Origin of the sequence: Parageobacillus caldoxylosilyticus (genome assembly GCF_019272935.1) — a bacterium.
GTDB lineage: Bacteria > Bacillota > Bacilli > Bacillales > Anoxybacillaceae > Saccharococcus > Saccharococcus caldoxylosilyticus.
On the sequence record NZ_CP040553.1, the window covers coordinates 169,788 to 188,335 of the forward strand.

An 18,548-nucleotide genomic window follows, 5' to 3' on the forward strand; every position below is an offset into this window, starting at 1 on the left:
TTAAAATTATTCGTATATGATTATAGGACTTTTTTCATTTTCCTTCAATAATCGCTACTCAGCGTATATCGGAAGCTGAATCACCACTTCCATTCCTTTCCCTTCTTCACTGAAAAACGACATCGTTCCATTGTGAAGGGAAACAATTTGTTTGACAATCGCCAAACCTAATCCCGTACCACCTTCTTTTCTCGTACGTGCCTGATCAACACGGAAAAAACGTTGTCCAAGAAATGGCAACTTTTCTCTTGGAACTCCTTTTCCTGAATCACGAATGATAAGCTGACAACTCGTAGCACTTATTTTTCTCAATTGTATATCGATCTTTCCAGCGGTTGGGGTATAACGAACGGCATTATCTAAAAGGTTTTGCACGACCTGTTCAAGCCGGTCGGCATCTCCTTCCAAAATAATATCGTGATCTAATTCCACATGAAGTGTAATTTGTTTTTTTTGTAAAAACGGTTCGTATTTTACGGCCGTATCTTCGATCACTTGCGCAAATACAAGCGGTGTTTTTTGCAGTGGCACACTATTTCCTTCTAATTGGGCCAAATCAAGCAAATCACGGACAAGGCGCTCCATTCGGTCCGCTTCCCGATGAATCAGCTGCACATACTTTCTTTCCTCTTCCTTCGTCTTCACCAATCCTTGCAATACCGCTTCGCTATATCCTTTCACATAGCTTAATGGCGTCCGCAATTCATGGGAAACGTTTGCCAAAAACTCGCGCTTTCGCATATCTTCTTCCGCAATTGCTTTGGCCATGACATTGAACGCTTTCGCCAGTCTGCCTATTTCATCGTTCGTCCGCACCGGAATTTGCGCTTCATAATTTCCTTGCGACATATGATAAGCAACTTCTTCCATCTCCTTTAGCGGACCGGTTATATGGCGAACAAACCGCTTTCCAGCGAAAAGAAGAACAAAGACAAACAGTGCCGCGAGCGGAAGCCAAATCATCACGACATCTTTCGTTAATTCTTGAATGCTTGCGAGCGGAATATAAAGGTAAATCACCCCTTGCAGGCGACGGCCATCTAAAAGCGGGATAATCACTCCCATAATTTTGCGGTGGAATCGCTTTTCGTAGCCGATTTTCGTCACTGTTTCACCGCGAAGCAGCTTCGCGCGATCCTTGCCGCTAATCAACGATTGATAGTTAATGTCAAACGGCAGGCAGGCGCTTAATTCGCGTGGGTTATTCACTAACATCACTTCAGCTGTTGATTTTTCATCATACCATTCAATTTGTTTGCGGAACGTTTCGCTAACCGCACCGCCGTGATAATCGGATGCCAGCGATTTTCCCTCTTGGAGCAGCGTCTGTTCTACTTTATCCACATATAGTTTTTGGTAGAAATAATCTAATAAAAAAGAGGAAAACGATACGGTCAAAATAACGCCAAGGCTAATCACCAACCATATTTTTTGCTCCAATGTCAACGTGTTTCGTCGCATTCACGACACCTCAAATTTATATCCAATTCCCCAGACTGTATGAATGAAATCGCTTGCCTGCTTTAGCTTCATGCGCAGCGTTTTAATATGGGTATCGACCGTTCGTGCATTTCCTGTATAATCATATCCCCATACTTTTGCGAGCAGCTCTTCGCGACTAAACACTTGTCCGCGATGTTTCGCCAAAAATAAAAGCAAATCGAATTCCTTTAAAGTGAGAATCACCGGCTCCCCGTCTACCGTTACTTTTCTTCCTCTTTCATCAATCAGAAGCGAGCCAAACGAAAGGCCGCTATTGTCGGCGTGATAAGCACGGCGCATCACCGCTTCAATGCGGGCGATCAATTCTCCCGGACTAAACGGCTTCACAATATAATCGTCGCCGCCCAGCTTCAAGCCTCTTACTTTATCCCATTCTTCTCCCCTTGCTGTTAAAAACAAAATAGGAACGTCCGATTGCCGGCGAATTCGTTCACATAAGGTAAAGCCATCCATTTTCGGCATCATAACGTCAATTAAAACGGCATCTACTTTCGCCTCTTCCAAAACTTCCAGCGCCCGGTCACCATCTTCAGCTTCCAGACAAGAAAAACCAGCGTTTTCTAAATACATCCTGACTAAAAAACGCATATCTTCTTCATCATCTACAATTAATACCCTTTTCTTTTCCACCGTCATTCTCCTTCCGCCATCAGCAATTGAAACGGGCCTTTTCCTGTTTTCCAACGGTCGATGACTTTCATCGTACGCCCGTCCACAACATATATTTCATTGCTATCATAACTAGCAATATATAGCCGTTCGTTTGCCCCAATCATGGCAAACGGATTCGCCCCTGCGATTACTGATGATTCCAATTTCCCTGAAGCATCCCATTTCCATAGCGTACTTGAGCCGTGGCTTAAAACATAAATTCCTTCTTTTGTTTCCGCAAAGTCTACCGGCATCACGGGCGCTTTCACCGTTTTGACCAACGCTCCTGTGCTAGCCGAGTAAATATGAATATTCGTTTCCACGGTGTTGCCGCTTCCATGGCCTCCAATCCATAATTCCCCTTCTTTCTCACGTAGCAAGCCGCCAACGGCAAATTTCGGAACAGAAAACGTCCGAACTACCCGCCGTTTGCCAACTTGGATGATATACGCTTTTGTGTTGCGAAAATCAATGACATACAGAAGCGTCCCTGCATCGTTTTGCAATAATGTCAGCGGCTTGTCGCCCACTGCAATTTTCCCAGCCTCCTGTCCATTTTCCTTAAAGATGCGGATGGCGTTTTGCCGCTCGTCTGCCAAAAACACGGCATCTCCTTTATTCGATACGAGCGCATGAACAATTCCTTTTCCCGTTTGCCATTCCTGTGTTGCCTTTCCGGTCTTGATATCATATAGGTAAACACGATCTAACTCATTGCCGTATAGCAACAATGTTCGCCGATCGCGAAGCAGCGCGGCGCCTTGAATCGGTTTCTTCACTTTCCATTCTGCCAGAGCCGCCCCTGTTTTCGCATCGAAAAATGCGACGCTTTCATCGTTCACATTGACGCTGACTAATATTTGCGGCCGCTTTGGAACCGCCGGAAATGTTGTTTTTTCACATCCATACACCAAGAACAGTCCCAAAATAAGAAGAAATAGGCGCGCCTTCCTCACCCCGCCCCCTCCTTTCATCAACAAGTCCATTATAAATGAATATTGTGAAGGATTTGTGAAATATTGTTCACATTTAACGATCAATGAATTGAAGCCATTTTCCATCTATTCTACTTGTACATTCCCCTTTATAATAAAAAGTAAATTAATAAAAACGGGGTGACATCGTTTGACGTCCGCGGCGCAAAAATTAGTCGCGCATTTAGATGCGCACTTTTCCGACTTTCTTTCTTACTGGCAAAGTCATATGTATATCGCTGATAACGATAAATATATCGATCACGTCATGCATAACGGAATAGCCGTGTTTCAGCTCGTCAAAGACACACTGCTTCACTCCGCATCCAATCGGGAAAACATCGAGCAGCTTGCCTACAAAATCGCGAAAGAACGAGCAGAAACAAATATGAGCATCGGCGAATTTGTTTACAATACCAATCTCGGACGAAGATTAGTGATAAAGTATGCACTTCAGTCAACATTGTCGATCGAAGAATTGCTCCCGCTGATCGATGAAATCAATTGCGTGTTTGATCAATTTTTATTTTACGCCGTTACGAAATACAGCGAGCTAAAAGAAGCGGAATTGCGGGAAAAAAACTTGTTTATCACCCAATCCCATAAGGATCGCTTAACCTTGCTTGGGCAAATGTCATCGAGCTTCGTGCACGAATTTCGCAATCCGCTGACAGCTATTATCGGATTTATTCAATTATTAAAATTTGAACACCCGGGTTTGCCGTATCTTGATATTATTGACCATGAACTGCAGCAGCTTAAATTTCGCATTTCCCAATTTCTTCATGCTTCTAGAAAAGAAATAGTCGAAAGCGAAAAAGAAATCTTTTCCCTTTTGCAGCTATTCGAGGAAATTATTGAATTTCTATATGCAAGCATTGTCGACGGAGATGTGAAAATTTCGGTGTCCATTGACCCATCGATACATATATTTGCCTATAAAGATCAGCTTCGCCAAGTGTTCATCAACATTTTGTTAAATTCCATTGAAGCGGTGAAAGAAAAAGCCAAGCCCCGCTGCATCTATATCGACGCCTGCCGTCAGGACAAGTCCGTTTATATTAAAATCACCAACAACGGCCCGCCAATTCCGGAAGAATTGGTCCAAACGATTTTCGAACCGTTTTTTACAACGAAAAAATTAGGAACAGGGATTGGCCTTTACATTTGCAAAAAAATCATTGAAGATCACGGCGGGCAAATTACATGTACCTCTAATGAACAAATGACTTCTTTTTCCATCAGGCTGCCCGCATAAACAAGTTAGGAGCAGGGGCATACTTGAATAAAAAAGGTGAGAGCAATGTTCGAGTCATGGAAAAACTGGATGAAACAGACGACAAATGCGCTAATAGACCGGCTGCAGTGGGAGAAACATTCCTTTTCCGATATCGCCCAGCTGATCCGGGAGCATCCCGATACTTCGGTATCCGAAAAAACATGGCTTGGTCTAACGTATCGATTTTACTCCCTTCGTTTGGACAATGCCGTCTTAACAATGGAAACAAAGAAGACGAAAGGAAACGATGAACATATTTTATTTATATCTGTTTCTTCGTCTAACTCCGCTCCCATCGTTTACCGTTCTTACGACGAAAAAAGCGATCTTCACGAGACGATCGCAACTCCGCCGCTTACCAAAAAAACCGCACCCGTATCGCCGTAAGGTGCGGTTTTATTTTTTTATCCTATCCTTTTATACCGTGAAGCCACTCCTCGTAACATTCCGGACATAACGCTTCTTCACGTTCTTCGTCTGAAACACAAAACGATACATAATAAACTTGGTCATCGCATTCACATTGGCAATAAAAACACGTTTTGTCCATGCAGCTCCCTCCTCTATCCATTAGTGTGGACCGAGGAGGATATGTTTTTGCGAGTGAACTGCTCCCAATCGATTACGGATAGGTAAGGGAAAGTAAATAATTGATCACTGCTTCTTGTTCTTCTTTCGTAAATCCCGACTGTTGGTCAATCCAATAACGATGTCCATCACCGCTTACATGCACAGCACGGAGGTGTGGATCAGAAGCGTTCGCACGAATCACTTGTTGCCGCAGCGTTCGGTCCATCAACGCGCGAAGACTATTGCGCGCATCGGGCACAATCCCTTTTCCCAGCGTTTCGGCTAAACCGAGCTCCCCGTTTGGTCCGACCGCAACACCCCCATCATGGAGATAAGGAGCGCTCCAAGAAAGGCCGATTAAGCTAGGCACTTTATACCCCCCTGGAGAATCGCCATGTGCAAATGCTAAACGTATTTGTTCTTTATCTAGCTGTTCTGTCGGTACTTTTAATACTTTAGCGTTTTTTGGAATTGGAACAGGTGTATCCGGAGCATAGAAAACCGCTTCACCAAATACTTTTTCTGTTTTCTTTAATGCTTGTGCCCGCGATGGCTCGGTTCCGACAACCTTCGCCGAAACAACACGATGATTGGTTAAATATGCCCCCGCATGGCAGCGTATACATCCAGCTCTAACAAATACGCCACGCCCCCTTTCTATTTGCACTGCATCTATTTTTGCGCTTAGGGATGGCGGATTAATCGTGTTTTGCCAAGCAGCTACAGCATTATTTTGTTCATTAAATCGATATCCAGGTTCACTAACAACTAGCCCGTCCGGTGCAACGAGCGATACTTTCGGAAATTGCGGTGGAGCAACGAGTTTGTTGACACCGACAACACCAGGGGTCGGATCTACCTTTGCAAAAAACTCCGATGGTTTTTCGTTCACATTCGGCTTATAACGAAATTTTGGGCTAGCGGCATTTTGCAGTATCGTTCCAATATACACTTCTTTATCCACTCCAAATAACGCTTCGCTAATTTCCGATTGCGCAAGAGAATCAGCGTTTTGTGCGTGAACGTTATTGCTAAACGTAGAAAGCCCACGGAACGGTCCAGCTGCTGCGAACCCGCTCCATCCATATGGATGATCTCCTAATGTAAATGAATCCGGTATTTGCGACGGATTTGCTTTCATATCGATAGTAGAATCGAAATTCCCCCGCGGCCAGCTTGCGAAAATACGGTCTACCTCTTTTTCAAGCAATTGCGGATCAGGAAGCGATGATTTCCGCCCTTTTGAATCCACCACTACCCGATCAACAGAACGAATATAGTTTTTCAGTGATTTTATGTCCGCATGTGTAAAATAAGCGGCTGAATTGGTTGCTAATGCCATGAGCAATCCAGCATTTAAATCATTGTTAGGTGCTCCTTCCACCACTTTTTTCGTTTTCGGATCAACCGTCGCGTGACAAGCAGCGCAACTAATGCCAATGCGAAGTTTACCGTGATCCCAAACAACCGGCATCCCTAACGGCAACAAGGATCCTTTAGGGACATCAATGCCTGTGTCAATTTTTTCTCCTTTTTTATACGTCCGGTTACCAATGGTAATATCTTTTGCCAGCTCAACTTGTAAATTTGTCGTTCCCTTTCCTTTTAAAGCAATAATCGCCTTAGCGATATTCGTCATGGTTAACGGTCCATTCACAATACCCATAATATCCGTCAAAAACACCTCATTGCCAAATGTTTCTTTATAAAACACTTCGCGTCCTAATTGAAGGAGCTGTTTATCAACAGCAATAGCACCTTGTTTAGCAGAGACAGGCGTTTCTGTACCATCTGATAATTTTTTCACTTTTCCTGTTTCCGCGCTAATCCATTTTCCCCAAATATCTGTCCCCGTTTGATTATTCGCTTCATACTTCACTACATCGTCTTTCTCAGGTAAGAATGCATATTCGAAATTGGTATTGAGAAAAAATTCCCCACTAATTAACAACAAAAGGAAAATGATCATGATGATATATGTTTTGCGCATTCCTTTTTTCTCACCGTCCATCAAGAATATGCAACAGGCATAGTGTACCCCTTCCCATGAAAATTAACCATTTTACTACAAATGAAGCTCTCACCTACATTAGAGGCGGGAGTTTCTTACCCTCTCCATCGAAAAAGCTTCCGCGTAGAAGAAGGCGGTCTCCTTTCATTCGATGAATTCATCAGCAATCTTCCAGCAACATCGGCACAAAACCGATGGAGCAGTCCAATCCTTCTACTACTTCTTGCTTACGCAATATGTAGATATGTTCGTTTTTGGGAATCAAAAACCTTCCAATTCATCTCCCGCCTTTGCTCTGTATAGAGGAGGAAGACTTCTCGGAAAAATGTTAAAAACTTATAACATATTAAATTTTTAAAATTTTATTAAAATACCATAAAAAATTATTTAAAAAAAATATTTAATTTAATTTTTATGCCTATAATAGCGGATTTAATTTTGTTAAAAATTTAGAATTATATATTTATATATAATTTTGTTGACATATAAATATTTTGTAAATTAAAATAGACATAAAAAGACACGAAAAGACATAAAAAGACATTAAAGCCGGTAGTGTCATTATATCAGCAAGGAGGAAATATAATGAGTGTAGTACCAGAAACACAGACGTTGCAAAATCAGCCTAAAAAAATGAAACACCCACCCGGGCTTTATTTGCTATTCTTTACAGAGCTTTGGGAACGATTTAGCTACTATGGAATGAGAGCGATCCTTGTTCTTTATTTAACAACAGAACTTGTTAGCGGCGGATTAGGAATCAAACCAAGCGTCGCAATGACGATTTATGGATTTTTTACTGGTGCAGTTTATTTCACTCCGCTTGTTGGCGGTTATTTGTCTGACCGAGTTTTAGGAAGAAGATTGGCGATTACAATTGGCGGTATTACGATGGCGCTTGGTAACATCGTCCTGTTTGCCATCAACAATCAAACAGGGCTATACATCGGATTGCTTTTGTTAATTATTGGTAATGGTTTCTTTAAACCGAATATTTCCACGCTTGTCGGGGAACTTTATGCTCCAAACGATAAACGAAAAGACGCAGCGTTCACCATTTTCTATATGGGAATTAACTTAGGGGCATTATTTTCGCCACTCGTATGCGGATTTTTAGCGGAAGAATATTTCGCAACGAACATTAATGGCGTCATCCATTACGGATTTAAATACGGATTTTTAGCTGCTGCGATCGGTATGATCATTGGACAATTAATTTTCAATTTATTTGGAAATCGTTATTTAGGAGATATTGGTAAAAAACCTGTCGGCGCACCAGAGAAAACAAACAAGGAAACAAAAACAAAAGCTCCTTTAACAAAACAAGAAAAACAAAACGTTGCTGTTATTTTTATTTTAACGTGCTTCGTTATTTTCTTCTGGGCTGGATTTGAACAAGCTGGAAGTTCTTTAACACTATATACAGACAAATTTGTAGATAAATCGATCGGCGGCTGGACGATGCCTACTTCTTGGTTCCAATCACTAAACCCATTCTTTATCATCGTGTTGGCACCGATTGTTTCACAAATCTGGATTAAGCTTTCGAATTCAAAACGCGGTGACTTGCCAATTCCAGCAAAAATGGGTCTTGGTATGATTTTGCTTGGTCTTGGATTTGCCGTACTAATTCCAGCTGTATTGCAAACAGGAAGCGATGAGCAACATATCGTCGAAAAAGCGAATTTATTATTCATCATTTTCACTTATTTCCTTCACACGCTCGGTGAGCTTTGCTTATCGCCAGTCGGATTGTCGATGGTAAGTAAACTTGCTCCTGTTCGCTTAGCATCGCTTCTCATGGGGGTATGGCTAGCAGGAACTGGTGTCGCACAATTGTTGGCTGGTCAATTAGCGGCATTTACCCAATCTCTAGGTTATTTAGAAATTTTCAGCTTAATTAGCGGCGTAACCATCGGACTAGGGCTGATTTTGCTATTGTTTACGAAAAAACTTGTGCGAATGATGAACTAAAAAAGCTGGATCCCGTTAATGGGACCAGCTTTTTTTACAATATTTCACATTTGAACGACGCCATTCAGCTTTACGAACAAATTAGCCAATATATGATTAACAAAGGGTATTACCATCTGGCAAACGTCCAAGAACAATTACGCGTTGATATGCAGGCAGCGCAGCAGGCGCTACAAACAAGTAACGTACGCTAACTGCTTTCAATGGGATTCAACCGTCAAGGTAAGAATCCCATTTTTTCATATTTTTTTTCTGTTGGTTCACCCTATAACTAGTGAGGTGACACACAGATGAGTAAACGTGCTCTTTTTGCTATCGCCGCTGGAATGATCATCGTCTTTGCAATGATCATAGCAATGGTGACAACATATCGTCCGACAGTCCATCATGAAGAAACGAATCAGCTAAAGCCGAAACCAGCCCCTTATCAGGCAACCACTCCTCGTTCTCATCCGACTGTCGTAACATTGGACAGTTTTGCAATGGGGGAAAAAATCAAAAATCAGTTGAACCGTCATCCGAAAATTATAAAAATCGATCATAACGGCCGCGACAAAAGCCATTATTTTAACCATGAAATCACGGTTCGGTTTCGAAAACTTCCTGCAGTACAAGAGATCAAACGAATAGAACGGGCAATCGACGGAAAATTGATCAATCAGTTTGATCACTTTTTCATCTTTCGATCTAACAGCAAAACATATCTTGAATTACATCAATATTTTGAATCCATCCCAACTGTTTCTTATAGCGAGCCAAACTATATTTATTTACAAAACGAAATTCCAAATGATTTATTATATTCGCGTTATCAATGGAATTTGCCGGCGATCGACACCGAAGCTGGCTGGATGTTATCACGCGGAAAAAAAGGCGTTACCATTGCCGTTATCGACAGCGGGGTCGATTTGGATCATCCAGATCTTGCCCGTCGCCTGCAAACGGGCTATAACGTTTTTACCGAGAACAATATTCCGGAAGATGAAAACGGCCACGGCACACACGTGGCAGGCATTATTGCGTCGCAGCCAAACAACCATGAAGGCGTTGCCGGCATCACGTGGTTCAATCCGATTATGCCTATTAAAGCGTTAAATGCAGATGGTTATGGCACCAGTTTTGACGTAGCAAAAGGAATCCGCTGGGCAGTCGATCATGGGGCAAAAGTGATCAATTTGAGCCTCGGCAATTATCAGCCTTCTACCGTATTGGAAGAAGCGATTCGTTATGCCTATGACCGCGATGTCGTGCTTGTTGCCGCTTCAGGAAACGACAGTACTTCTCAGCCAAGCTTTCCCGCCGCCTATCCAGAAGTGATCAGCGTCGGCGCAGTAAATCCAGATCTTTCCTTCGCCTCTTATTCCAATTACGGTAATTATTTGGATGTAGTCGCACCAGGGACCAATATTGCCAGCACGTTCTCGCATCATCGATACGCGGCGCTGTCTGGAACATCGATGGCCGCCCCCCACGTCACGGCATTAGCCGGTCTCATCCGTTCTTTAAATCCCCGCTTGTCGAACGATGAGGTGAAGCAAATTATTATCGACACCGCTACTGATCTTGGGAACAACGGCAAAGATCCGTATTACGGATATGGTTTGATCAACGTCTATCGTGCGCTGGAATTAGCCAGCCGCTCGAGCTAGCCAGCTGGATGGAGATGGTTACATCACGTAATGTCTCCATCCTTTCGACTGTGTCAGCATCGTAGTCACCACCCCTACTACGGTGACGACAATGAGCGAATAAAGAAATGAAGTCGAATCAATGATAAAGCTGCCAATCGTAATAATCAGCGCATCCATCAGAAAAATAATAATTCCCACATTCCAATTGGTCATTCTCGCAATAAACTGCGCTAATAAATCCGTTCCCCCGTACTTGTCTCTTCCCGCAACATCATACCGATTCCAAAGCCGACTAAAACGCCGCCAATGATAGAGCTAAGAATCGGATCGAGCACAATAGCGCCGCGGAGCACAGAAAATACATCAATCATCAACGAAGAAAACAATAAACCATGCAGGCTGTTATAAAAAAACGGACGATAGTAAAACCAAGCTATAATATAAAGGGGAATGCTTAATAAAATGATGGTCAGCCCCGCTTTTACATGCCAAATGTATTTCACGATTAAACCGATTCCAATAATGCCCCCATCGAGTAAATGATGGGGAACTAAAAATACATTGATGCCGATAGCCAGAAAAATGCTGCCAATAATAGTGGTCATTATTTTTCTTAACATCGGAGATCACCCTATCGTTTTTCGGCTTGCTTACCAACAAACCGGCGCGCTAGAAAAACTTCGATACCGCTATTATATGGCAGCATCTATCAATACTTGTCTCTTATTTCTATTTTTTTGTTGCAATAATTGCCATAATATATTAATATATTAACATAATAGAATAAAACCGCTCATTCGACCATCGAAGTAGAGGTCGCAGCTTTTATGAGTACGGTAAACGAGACGCAGAGCACGTCAAAGACTTTGCCGGAAAGGAAAAGCTGCCGAAGCCTGAACATTGCTCTGAATGTTTGGGCTGGGGTTGTCGCCGAATAGGGGCAACACTGTCATGCGCGCACGAATGTGCACGCATGGAGCGCTATCTTCGTGGGAGAATTTGATGGATGCAGTTGCCAAACCATACTGCCGTCGAATCTCCTTCGACGGCTTTTTTATTTATAGGATCCAGATTTTATTTTATAAGTAAAAGTTATGCATTCTCAGTTTATTAGCCTAATCCAAAAAGGAGTGGTTCAATGATGGCAACACCAGCAAAAACAACGGCTGGCTCTTTAACTGTTTCGCATTCGGAAAGCGGGCTAAGACGAAAATTAAAAACACGCCATTTAACAATGATCTCCCTTGGAGGCACCATCGGCACGGGACTATTTTTAGCCAGCGGCGGAGCAGTGCATGCCGCGGGACCGGGCGGAGCGCTTGCCGCCTATATCGCGATCGGCATTATGGTGTACTTTTTAATGACAAGCCTTGCCGAAATGGCTGCCTATATGCCCGTTTCCGGATCGTTCAGCACCTATGCGACGAAATTCGTCGACCCTGCGTTAGGATTTGCGTTGGGCTGGAATTATTGGTATAACTGGGCGATTACAATTGCGGCGGAGCTTTCCGCGGTGACGATGATTATGAAATTTTGGTTTCCGAACAGCCCATCGCTTTTATGGAGCGCGCTTTGTTTAGCGATTATGTTCTTATTAAATTATTTATCCGTTAAAGGGTTTGGCGAAGCGGAATATTGGTTTTCCATTATTAAAGTGGCAACGGTAATCATCTTTTTGATTGTCAGCTTTCTGATGATCTTTGGCATCATGGGCGGCGAAGCGGTCGGCTTTAAAAACTTTACCATCAAAGATGCACCGTTTCACGGCGGCTTTATGGCGATGCTAGGAATCTTTATGGCAGCGGGATTTTCCTTCCAAGGAACAGAATTGTTAGGCGTCGCCGCCGGAGAAACAGAAAATCCGAAAGAAAGCATTCCCCGTGCCATTCGCCGGGTGTTTTGGCGCATTTTGCTGTTTTACGTGCTGGCGATTTTGGCCATCGGTTTGTTAATCCCTTATACAGATCCTAAGCTGGCTAATGACGACGTGTCGGTAAGTCCATTTACGCTTGTGTTTGACAAAGCAGGAATTGCCTTTGCCGCGTCCGTCATGTATGCAGTCATTTTAACCGCCGTATTATCCGCAGGCAACTCCGGCATGTACGCATCGACCCGCATGCTTTGGGACTTGGCCCGCGAAGGAAAGGCGCCGAAATTTTTAGCGAAATTGGATAAGCGCGGCGTGCCCGTCAATGCACTCATCGTTACTTCTTCTTTAGGAACGCTTGCCTTTTTGGCCTCACTCTTTGGCGATGGAGTGGTATATACATGGTTGCTGAACGCTTCCGGCATGTCGGGATTTATCGCCTGGCTTGGCATCGCCATCAGCCATTACCGCTTCCGCAAAGCGTATGTGGCGCAAGGGAAAAGTCTTGATGATTTACCGTATAAAGCGAAATGGTTTCCGTTCGGTCCGATCTTTGCCTTTGTTCTTTGCTCCATCGTCATTTTAGGGCAAAACTACCCAGCGTTCATAGGCGGGACGATCGACTGGTACGGAGTGCTTGTTTCCTATATCGGGTTGCCTCTTTTCCTTATCGTCTGGCTTGGCTATAAGTTCGTGAAAAAAACAAAAGTCATTCCATTGCATGAGTGCGATTTGGAACAAAAATAAGGACTTGGCATGCAGCACCAAGTCCTTATTTTTGTATTTTTTGTTCCTCGTCGTCAATGATTCCTTTTGTCGCGTTTTTAAATTCCCGCAACGTTTTTCCCGCCGCTTGTCCCAATTCCGGCAATTTTTTCGGTCCAAAAATCAACAACGCGAAGAAAACGATAAGGGCAATTTCGCCAAACCCGATGTTCATTTGATTCACTCCATATGTTGAGTTATTTTTTTTCATTATATCATACAAACAAGAAACGTGCCATCCGCATGTACGACTACGACTATCCTTCTTGCAAAAGGCGAACCGGTACTTCCATTTCTTCCTCCGGTTTGTTCTTGAGATAAATACGCGCCATTTTCCGTTCTTCATCCACGTGTTGAATCATTACTTGCTGGCCTTCGTATGTGACTGGTACGATTTTTCCTGACTCCGCGATTTGTTTTGCACGCACCATTTCCATTACAAATGTTCCCTCCCTTCCTCATCTGTTTTGTCGCTATCTTCCGCTAACGCGCGCAAACTTTTCCAGAATAACTCGTCGTTGCATACGGGATGGACAATTTGTTCTATCTCCCCTTCGTCCCCTTTCGCGTTGATGACTTGTAAAAGCTGGGTCATATCAGTAGTTTCCCGTTCTTCCCTATCGATCATGCGCTTGCCACACCTTTCCAAATGAATAATCAACTATTGACCCCTTAAAAAAGAAGGAGTATGATTCGAATTGGTGTAAATAAGAAGGGAGGAAGACACTATGAGTGAGCGGGATTATTATTTTGACAACGCGAAATGCATATTAATGCTCCTCGTTGTGTTCGGTCACTTTCTCCGCCCATATATCGACAATGTGCTATGGGTGCATAGCTTATACGTTTGGATTTTCTTTTTCCATATGCCAGCGTTCATCTTTATTTCCGGCTATTTCGCAAAAAAGTTTCATCAACAAGGATATTTTAAAAAAATTACGAAAAAGCTGCTTGTTCCCTATCTTATTTTTCAACTGCTCTACTCTATTTATTATTTCTTCTTATATGAAGAAGATTCGCTCGAATTTGATTTGTTAACTCCTCATTGGGGTTTATGGTTTTTGATCAGTTTGTTCAGCTGGAACGTGCTGTTATGGGTATTTGCCAAAATGCCAAAATCGATATCGCTGTCACTTGCCCTTCTTTTAGGGGTCGGAGCCGGAATGCTTGATGCGGAAAAATGGCTGAGCCTATCGCGTACATTTACGTTTTTCCCGTTCTTTTTGCTAGGATTTTTTCTTGAAAAAAGCGAGATTGAGCGCTTATTTACATGGCGCATTCGCTTATTTTCCATTGTTGCACTCATCACCATGTTCGTTCTGATTCATTTTGGTTTTCCGGATTTGCCACAGGAATGGCTGTACGGCTCTAAATCATATGATACACTTGGCGTTCCCGAAAAGGTTGGCGTTGCCGGACGTCTCATGATTTATGGGGCAAGCACACTGATGATGATCAGTTTTCTCGCTCTGATCCCAAACCAGCGTTATTCGTTTTCCGTGTTCGGGCAAAGAACGTTTTATATTTATATATTGCACGGGTTTATTTTAAAATATTTGCACGAGACAAAGTTTCCGAATTTTATCATGAGCGTTCACGGCTATCCGCTGCTGTTAGGATTGTCGTTTCTCGTTGTGTTCCTTCTTGGAAGCAAACCGATCGTACAAATCACACAACCGCTTTTAGAGCTGCGTTTGCCGAAAAGAAAACAAGCCGTTTCTTAGGCAAGCAAAAAAAGTGCCCTTACTTTTGGGCACCCTTTTTGCTTAAATGCACTGCTTGGGCCAGCTGTCTGGCAGCCACCGCCGGAGATGGGGCAGAAGCGATGGCGCTGATCACGGAAACACCGTCCGCCCCTGCCGCGATGACCTCGCCGACATTGTCCGCCGTAATGCCCCCAATAGCAACCAGCGGAATGGCGATGCCATGGCGGCGCAGCAAACGGATGATCCCCGGTCCTTGCGCTTTTTTCGCATCTTCCTTCGATTTCGTCGGATAGATGGGACCGACGCCGATATAATCGGCGCCAGCGGCGACTGCCGCTTGTGCTTCTTGCAAATTATGCGCGGAAACGCCAAGAATTTTATCACCAATTTTTTCACGGACGATGCGCGCGTCTCCATCCTCCTGCCCGATATGCACTCCATCTGCGTCGAGAGCGAGGGCTAGTTCGACATCGTCATTGACGATAAACGGAATGCCATGCTCTTGGCAAATGTGCTGCAATTGCTTGGCGAGCTCATATTTTTGTTCGCCAACTAGCGCACCGCTTCCTTTTTCTCGGAATTGAAAAAGCGTAATGCCGCCTGCAATCGCTTCCGCTAATATTTCTGCCGGCGGTTTGGCACAGTTTACGCTTCCCATGATAAAATATACTTCCAATTGTTCCCTCATTGCCTCACTTGCTATTCGCGCCACCTTTACTCACCTACCGCACCGTTTTTTTCCCGGTACGCCCAATGGTTCGTCGGACCGTGACCATGGCCGATGCCTAACGTATGGCTAATAGCGGCTTGAATGAACGATTTCGCCGTCTGCACCGCTTCCTGCACCGTTTTTCCTTTGGCAAGCTCGGCCGTGATCGCCGCGGCAAACGTGCAGCCTGTTCCATGCGTATGCTTCGTCTCAATCCGTTTGCCCGTAAAATAGGAAAACTCGCGGCCATTGTATAACAAATCGACCGTTTCCTCTCCATCATCGTCGTGGCCGCCTTTGATCACCACATATCGGACTCCCATTTCATAAAGGCGGCGCGCCGCTTCCCTACGGTCATCCATCGTGCGGATCATAAGACCGGTTAATGCTTCTGCTTCCGGAATATTTGGCGTGACGACCATCGCAAGCGGCAACAAATAGGTTTTCAGCGCATTTACCGCCTCTTCTTGCAGCAATGGTGCGCCGCCTTTGGCGATCATAACCGGGTCGACAACGAGGCGATCCCAGTCAAACTGTTTCACTTTCGCAGCGACCACTTCAATAATTTCAGCGCTAAAAAGCATTCCTGTTTTCACTGCGTCTGCTCCTAAATCCGTCGCGACCGATTCGATTTGCTTTGCGACCGCTTCCGGCGACAGCGGGTATACTCCCTGCACGCCAAGCGTATTTTGCGCCGTTACCGCAGTGAGGGCGGACATGCCAAATACGCCTAATTCTTGAAATGTTTTTAAATCGGCCTGAATCCCGGCGCCGCCGCCGCTGTCAGAACCAGCAATTGTCAATGCTTTATATACCATGATTTTCTCCCCTCTTTACCCTTTTTGTTCGATGCGGCCGTATCGGTCAATCTCCTCCGCTCCGATGCGAGAAAGCGCATTTAAAAAGGCGATTTGGAAGCTGCCAAATCCCTGTTCTCCCGCTTCGCCCGCCGCGACTTCGGCGGCGACGCCATAGCTGACAAGCGCGGCCGCCGCTGCTTTCAGCACATCTTGTTCCACCGCGGCAAAAGCGCCGATCACAGAGGTCAATAAACAGCCCGTTCCTGTTACTTTCGTGAGCAGCGGATGTCCGTTATGGATAACGTACGTTGTCTTGCCGTCTGTGACAACATCGTCTTTTCCAGTGATCGCAACAACCGTTTGCAGCTGCGCCGCCGCTTTTTCCGCCAAAGCGACGACATCGCCGCTTCCTTCTCCGGCGTCGACCCCTTTAATCTTCCACGTTTCCCCAATGACATTGGCGATTTCCGCGGCATTGCCGCGAATAACGGACAGTTTGACCGCAGCGGCAATGTTGCGCGCCGTCTCCGTGCGGTATGGCGTCGCCCCAGCGCCGACCGGATCGAAAACAACCGGAACGCCGGCTTCATTCGCCGCTTTTCCGGCAATCAACATCGCTTCCACTTCTTCTGGATGCAGCGTTCCGATATTTAAGACAAGCGCCCCGGCTATTTTGGCCATATCGGCCACTTCCTCTTTGGCGTATGCCATCACCGGTGAGGCGCCAAGCGCCAGCAAGCCGTTGGCGGTAAAATTCGTGACGACAACATTGGTGATGTTATGTACAAGTGGATTAGCTTGTCTCACCTTTTGCAGCACGCTTGCCGCTTCCTGACTATTCACCATTCCCATCCTCTCCTTTTTGTGAAAATAAAAAACACTTTGCGCGCAAGCAAAGTGTATAAGCGGCCCCATCCTCACTTTCCCTGCGCTGGCATTACCCAAACAGGTTCAAACGGTCAACGGCGGAATATAGCCGTACTCTCAGCCTGCTTCCGCAAGCTCCCGCATTGCTATATCGTTGTTCATCAAACAGTCTACTCTTTCTTTTTCGATATTGCAAGCAAAATATTAGGATGGGCGATGAGGCGGAATTTCCTGCACTCCTACCCCTTCAGGCAGGGAAGAAGACTGGTGCCAACAATGCGGCATTGGCAGATTAAATAAGTCTAAATCGACGATATAGCGGGGCCGCCGTTTCGTTTCTTTGTAAATTTTCCCAATATATTCGCCAATCAGTCCAAAGGCGATGAGCTGCAGACCGCCAAGCAGCCAAATCGAGGTGATCAGCGACGTCCATCCTGTTTGCGTATGGCCGGTAAATTTTAAAATAAGAAAATAGACGCCGAATAGTAAGCTGACGAAAAAAGAAACAAAGCCGATAAGAGAAATCATGCGGATTGGCGTAATGCTGAACGATGTAATTCCGTCGAGGGCAAACGCGATCATTTTCTTCAGTGGATACTTCGTCGTTCCGGCAACCCGTTCCTTGCGGTCATAGTACACCGTTGCCGAACGGAAGCCAAGCAAAGGAACAATGCCGCGTAAAAACATGTTCACCTCTTCAAACCGCTCGAGCGCCTCGACCGCACGCCGGCTCATTAAACGATAATCAGCATGATTATAAACGAGGTCGACCCCCATCGCTTTCATTAATTTATAAAAACCTTGCGCCGTATGTCGTTTAAAAAACGTATCGGCATCGCGCCGCTTGCGCACCCCATACACAATTTCATAGCCTTCTTGGAATTTTTGGACAAAATCGCGAATGACCGTAATATCATCCTGCAAGTCGGCATCAATCGAAACGATGCAGTCCGAACGCGTTTTTGCGGCAAACATTCCCGCCAGCAGCGCATTTTGATGACCAGCATTGCGCGCCAGTTTCAGCCCCTTTACTTCCGGATAACGCAAACTTGTCTTGTAAATGATGTCCCATGTCGCATCGCGGCTCCCATCATCAACAAAAAGGAGCGTGCTGTCAGCCGAAATCAGCTTTTCCGCAATGAGCGCTTCCCGCAGCGCGCGGAGCTGGCGGATCGTTTCCGGCAACACTTCCTCTTCATTATAACAAGGCACGACAATCGTAAGCATCGGCTCACCCATTG

General features: G+C 44.8%; 19 protein-coding genes, 1 pseudogene and 2 riboswitches. Of the genes and pseudogenes, 7 read left to right on the forward strand and 13 right to left on the reverse strand.

Features of this window, described 5'->3' with window-relative positions; all coding sequences use genetic code 11:
* Window positions 1–54 precede the first annotated feature (54 nt).
* The 3 genes from BV455_RS00940 to BV455_RS00950 are packed head-to-tail and all read right to left on the reverse strand — an operon-like array spanning window position 55 to window position 3,110.
* Window positions 55–1,461 carry a sensor histidine kinase gene (locus BV455_RS00940; protein ID WP_017437354.1) on the reverse strand — a complete coding sequence of 469 codons (1,407 nt, stop codon included), beginning with the start codon at window positions 1,459–1,461 and terminating at the stop codon, window positions 55–57.
* Window positions 1,462–2,133 carry a response regulator transcription factor gene (locus BV455_RS00945; protein ID WP_026078654.1) on the reverse strand — a complete coding sequence of 224 codons (672 nt, stop codon included), beginning with the start codon at window positions 2,131–2,133 and terminating at the stop codon, window positions 1,462–1,464.
* A gap of 2 nt (window positions 2,134–2,135) precedes the next feature.
* On the reverse strand, window positions 2,136–3,110 hold the full coding sequence (locus BV455_RS00950; protein WP_017437352.1) for a YncE family protein: 975 nt from the start codon (window positions 3,108–3,110) through the stop codon (window positions 2,136–2,138).
* Between the two features lie 169 nt (window positions 3,111–3,279).
* Between BV455_RS00950 and BV455_RS00955 the strand changes: the two genes are divergently transcribed.
* Together BV455_RS00955 and BV455_RS00960 are read left to right on the forward strand one after the other, a co-directional pair.
* Complete coding sequence (locus BV455_RS00955) at window positions 3,280–4,386, forward strand: sensor histidine kinase (protein WP_017437351.1); 1,107 nt, start codon at window positions 3,280–3,282, stop codon at window positions 4,384–4,386.
* Between the two features lie 45 nt (window positions 4,387–4,431).
* Complete coding sequence (locus BV455_RS00960; RefSeq protein ID WP_017437350.1) at window positions 4,432–4,794, forward strand: hypothetical protein; 363 nt, start codon at window positions 4,432–4,434, stop codon at window positions 4,792–4,794.
* 22 nt (window positions 4,795–4,816) lie between these two features.
* Here the strand turns inward: BV455_RS00960 and BV455_RS00965 are convergent, their stop codons facing one another.
* Together BV455_RS00965 and BV455_RS00970 are read right to left on the reverse strand one after the other, a co-directional pair.
* Window positions 4,817–4,957 carry a hypothetical protein gene (locus tag BV455_RS00965; RefSeq protein WP_218687624.1) on the reverse strand — a complete coding sequence of 47 codons (141 nt, stop codon included), beginning with the start codon at window positions 4,955–4,957 and terminating at the stop codon, window positions 4,817–4,819.
* Window positions 4,958–5,029: 72 nt separating this feature from the next.
* The gene (locus BV455_RS00970) at window positions 5,030–6,967 is read right to left on the reverse strand and encodes a hypothetical protein (protein ID WP_026078653.1); all 1,938 of its coding nucleotides are present in this window, start codon (window positions 6,965–6,967) and stop codon (window positions 5,030–5,032) included.
* Between the two features lie 606 nt (window positions 6,968–7,573).
* On the opposite strand from BV455_RS00970, the gene BV455_RS00975 reads away from it, so the two are divergent.
* The 3 genes from BV455_RS00975 (at window position 7,574) to BV455_RS00985 (ending at window position 10,611) form a co-directional block, all read left to right on the forward strand.
* A complete protein-coding gene (locus BV455_RS00975) occupies window positions 7,574–8,962 on the forward strand; it encodes a peptide MFS transporter (protein ID WP_081162559.1) in 1,389 nt (462 codons plus the stop codon).
* Window positions 8,963–9,012: 50 nt separating this feature from the next.
* The gene (locus tag BV455_RS00980) at window positions 9,013–9,156 is read left to right on the forward strand and encodes a hypothetical protein (RefSeq protein WP_223845284.1); all 144 of its coding nucleotides are present in this window, start codon (window positions 9,013–9,015) and stop codon (window positions 9,154–9,156) included.
* Between the two features lie 96 nt (window positions 9,157–9,252).
* A complete protein-coding gene (locus BV455_RS00985) occupies window positions 9,253–10,611 on the forward strand; it encodes a S8 family peptidase (RefSeq protein WP_081162556.1) in 1,359 nt (452 codons plus the stop codon).
* An 18-nt stretch (window positions 10,612–10,629) separates the two neighbouring features.
* Here the strand turns inward: BV455_RS00985 and BV455_RS00990 are convergent.
* Window positions 10,630–11,213, reverse strand: a pseudogene (locus BV455_RS00990) (YitT family protein).
* A 182-nt stretch (window positions 11,214–11,395) separates the two neighbouring features.
* Window positions 11,396–11,585, forward strand: a riboswitch (Lysine riboswitch).
* Between the two features lie 149 nt (window positions 11,586–11,734).
* Between BV455_RS00990 and BV455_RS00995 the strand changes: the two are divergent.
* A complete protein-coding gene (locus BV455_RS00995) occupies window positions 11,735–13,207 on the forward strand; it encodes an amino acid permease (RefSeq protein ID WP_218688003.1) in 1,473 nt (490 codons plus the stop codon).
* A 25-nt stretch (window positions 13,208–13,232) separates the two neighbouring features.
* Here BV455_RS00995 and BV455_RS01000 read toward each other — a convergent pair whose 3' ends face one another.
* From BV455_RS01000 to BV455_RS01010, 3 genes are all read right to left on the reverse strand, one after another.
* Window positions 13,233–13,400 carry a twin-arginine translocase TatA/TatE family subunit gene (locus BV455_RS01000; RefSeq protein ID WP_017437465.1) on the reverse strand — a complete coding sequence of 56 codons (168 nt, stop codon included), beginning with the start codon at window positions 13,398–13,400 and terminating at the stop codon, window positions 13,233–13,235.
* 82 nt (window positions 13,401–13,482) lie between these two features.
* Window positions 13,483–13,662 carry an H-type small acid-soluble spore protein gene (locus BV455_RS01005; RefSeq protein ID WP_042409601.1) on the reverse strand — a complete coding sequence of 60 codons (180 nt, stop codon included), beginning with the start codon at window positions 13,660–13,662 and terminating at the stop codon, window positions 13,483–13,485.
* Window positions 13,662–13,853: a hypothetical protein gene (locus tag BV455_RS01010; RefSeq protein ID WP_218687625.1), complete on the reverse strand. Its 192-nt coding sequence runs from the start codon at window positions 13,851–13,853 to the stop codon at window positions 13,662–13,664. Before BV455_RS01010 ends, BV455_RS01005 begins: the two co-directional genes overlap by 1 nt.
* Before the next feature lie 100 nt (window positions 13,854–13,953).
* On the opposite strand from BV455_RS01010, the gene BV455_RS01015 reads away from it, so the two are divergent.
* A complete protein-coding gene (locus BV455_RS01015; protein WP_017437468.1) occupies window positions 13,954–14,949 on the forward strand; it encodes an acyltransferase family protein in 996 nt (331 codons plus the stop codon).
* Between the two features lie 19 nt (window positions 14,950–14,968).
* On the opposite strand, the gene thiE is transcribed toward BV455_RS01015, so the two are convergent.
* The 4 genes from thiE to BV455_RS01035 form a co-directional block, all read right to left on the reverse strand.
* Window positions 14,969–15,643: a thiamine phosphate synthase gene (gene thiE / locus BV455_RS01020; RefSeq protein WP_081161130.1), complete on the reverse strand. Its 675-nt coding sequence runs from the start codon at window positions 15,641–15,643 to the stop codon at window positions 14,969–14,971.
* Between the two features lie 2 nt (window positions 15,644–15,645).
* Window positions 15,646–16,458 (reverse strand): bifunctional hydroxymethylpyrimidine kinase/phosphomethylpyrimidine kinase, encoded by an 813-nt coding sequence (gene thiD, locus BV455_RS01025; protein WP_042409609.1) that lies wholly within the window; start codon window positions 16,456–16,458, stop codon window positions 15,646–15,648.
* Window positions 16,459–16,473: 15 nt separating this feature from the next.
* Complete coding sequence (gene thiM, locus BV455_RS01030; RefSeq protein ID WP_061579314.1) at window positions 16,474–17,286, reverse strand: hydroxyethylthiazole kinase; 813 nt, start codon at window positions 17,284–17,286, stop codon at window positions 16,474–16,476.
* 59 nt (window positions 17,287–17,345) lie between these two features.
* Window positions 17,346–17,459, reverse strand: a riboswitch (TPP riboswitch).
* Between the two features lie 52 nt (window positions 17,460–17,511).
* Entirely contained in the window at window positions 17,512–18,546 is a 1,035-nt protein-coding gene (locus tag BV455_RS01035; RefSeq protein ID WP_017437472.1) for a glycosyltransferase family 2 protein, read from the reverse strand.
* Window positions 18,547–18,548: the final 2 nt, after the last annotated feature.

What these genes read in the sequence shown, in the direction of transcription:
- thiM (WP_061579314.1), bottom strand. Translation starts at nt 17,286, where the DNA reads ATGGTGAATAGTCAGGAAGCGGCAAGCGTGCTGCAAAAGGTGAGACAA.
- BV455_RS00940 (WP_017437354.1), bottom strand. Translation starts at nt 1,461, where the DNA reads ATGCGACGAAACACGTTGACATTGGAGCAAAAAATATGGTTGGTGATT.
- BV455_RS01000 (WP_017437465.1), bottom strand. Translation starts at nt 13,400, where the DNA reads ATGAACATCGGGTTTGGCGAAATTGCCCTTATCGTTTTCTTCGCGTTG.
- thiD (WP_042409609.1), bottom strand. Translation starts at nt 16,458, where the DNA reads ATGGTATATAAAGCATTGACAATTGCTGGTTCTGACAGCGGCGGCGGC.
- BV455_RS00970 (WP_026078653.1), bottom strand. Translation starts at nt 6,967, where the DNA reads ATGCGCAAAACATATATCATCATGATCATTTTCCTTTTGTTGTTAATT.
- BV455_RS00965 (WP_218687624.1), bottom strand. Translation starts at nt 4,957, where the DNA reads ATGGACAAAACGTGTTTTTATTGCCAATGTGAATGCGATGACCAAGTT.
- BV455_RS00995 (WP_218688003.1), top strand. Translation starts at nt 11,735, where the DNA reads ATGGCAACACCAGCAAAAACAACGGCTGGCTCTTTAACTGTTTCGCAT.
- BV455_RS01015 (WP_017437468.1), top strand. Translation starts at nt 13,954, where the DNA reads ATGAGTGAGCGGGATTATTATTTTGACAACGCGAAATGCATATTAATG.
- BV455_RS00960 (WP_017437350.1), top strand. Translation starts at nt 4,432, where the DNA reads ATGTTCGAGTCATGGAAAAACTGGATGAAACAGACGACAAATGCGCTA.
- BV455_RS01035 (WP_017437472.1), bottom strand. Translation starts at nt 18,546, where the DNA reads ATGGGTGAGCCGATGCTTACGATTGTCGTGCCTTGTTATAATGAAGAG.
- BV455_RS00975 (WP_081162559.1), top strand. Translation starts at nt 7,574, where the DNA reads ATGAGTGTAGTACCAGAAACACAGACGTTGCAAAATCAGCCTAAAAAA.
- BV455_RS01005 (WP_042409601.1), bottom strand. Translation starts at nt 13,662, where the DNA reads ATGGAAATGGTGCGTGCAAAACAAATCGCGGAGTCAGGAAAAATCGTA.
- BV455_RS01010 (WP_218687625.1), bottom strand. Translation starts at nt 13,853, where the DNA reads ATGATCGATAGGGAAGAACGGGAAACTACTGATATGACCCAGCTTTTA.
- BV455_RS00985 (WP_081162556.1), top strand. Translation starts at nt 9,253, where the DNA reads ATGAGTAAACGTGCTCTTTTTGCTATCGCCGCTGGAATGATCATCGTC.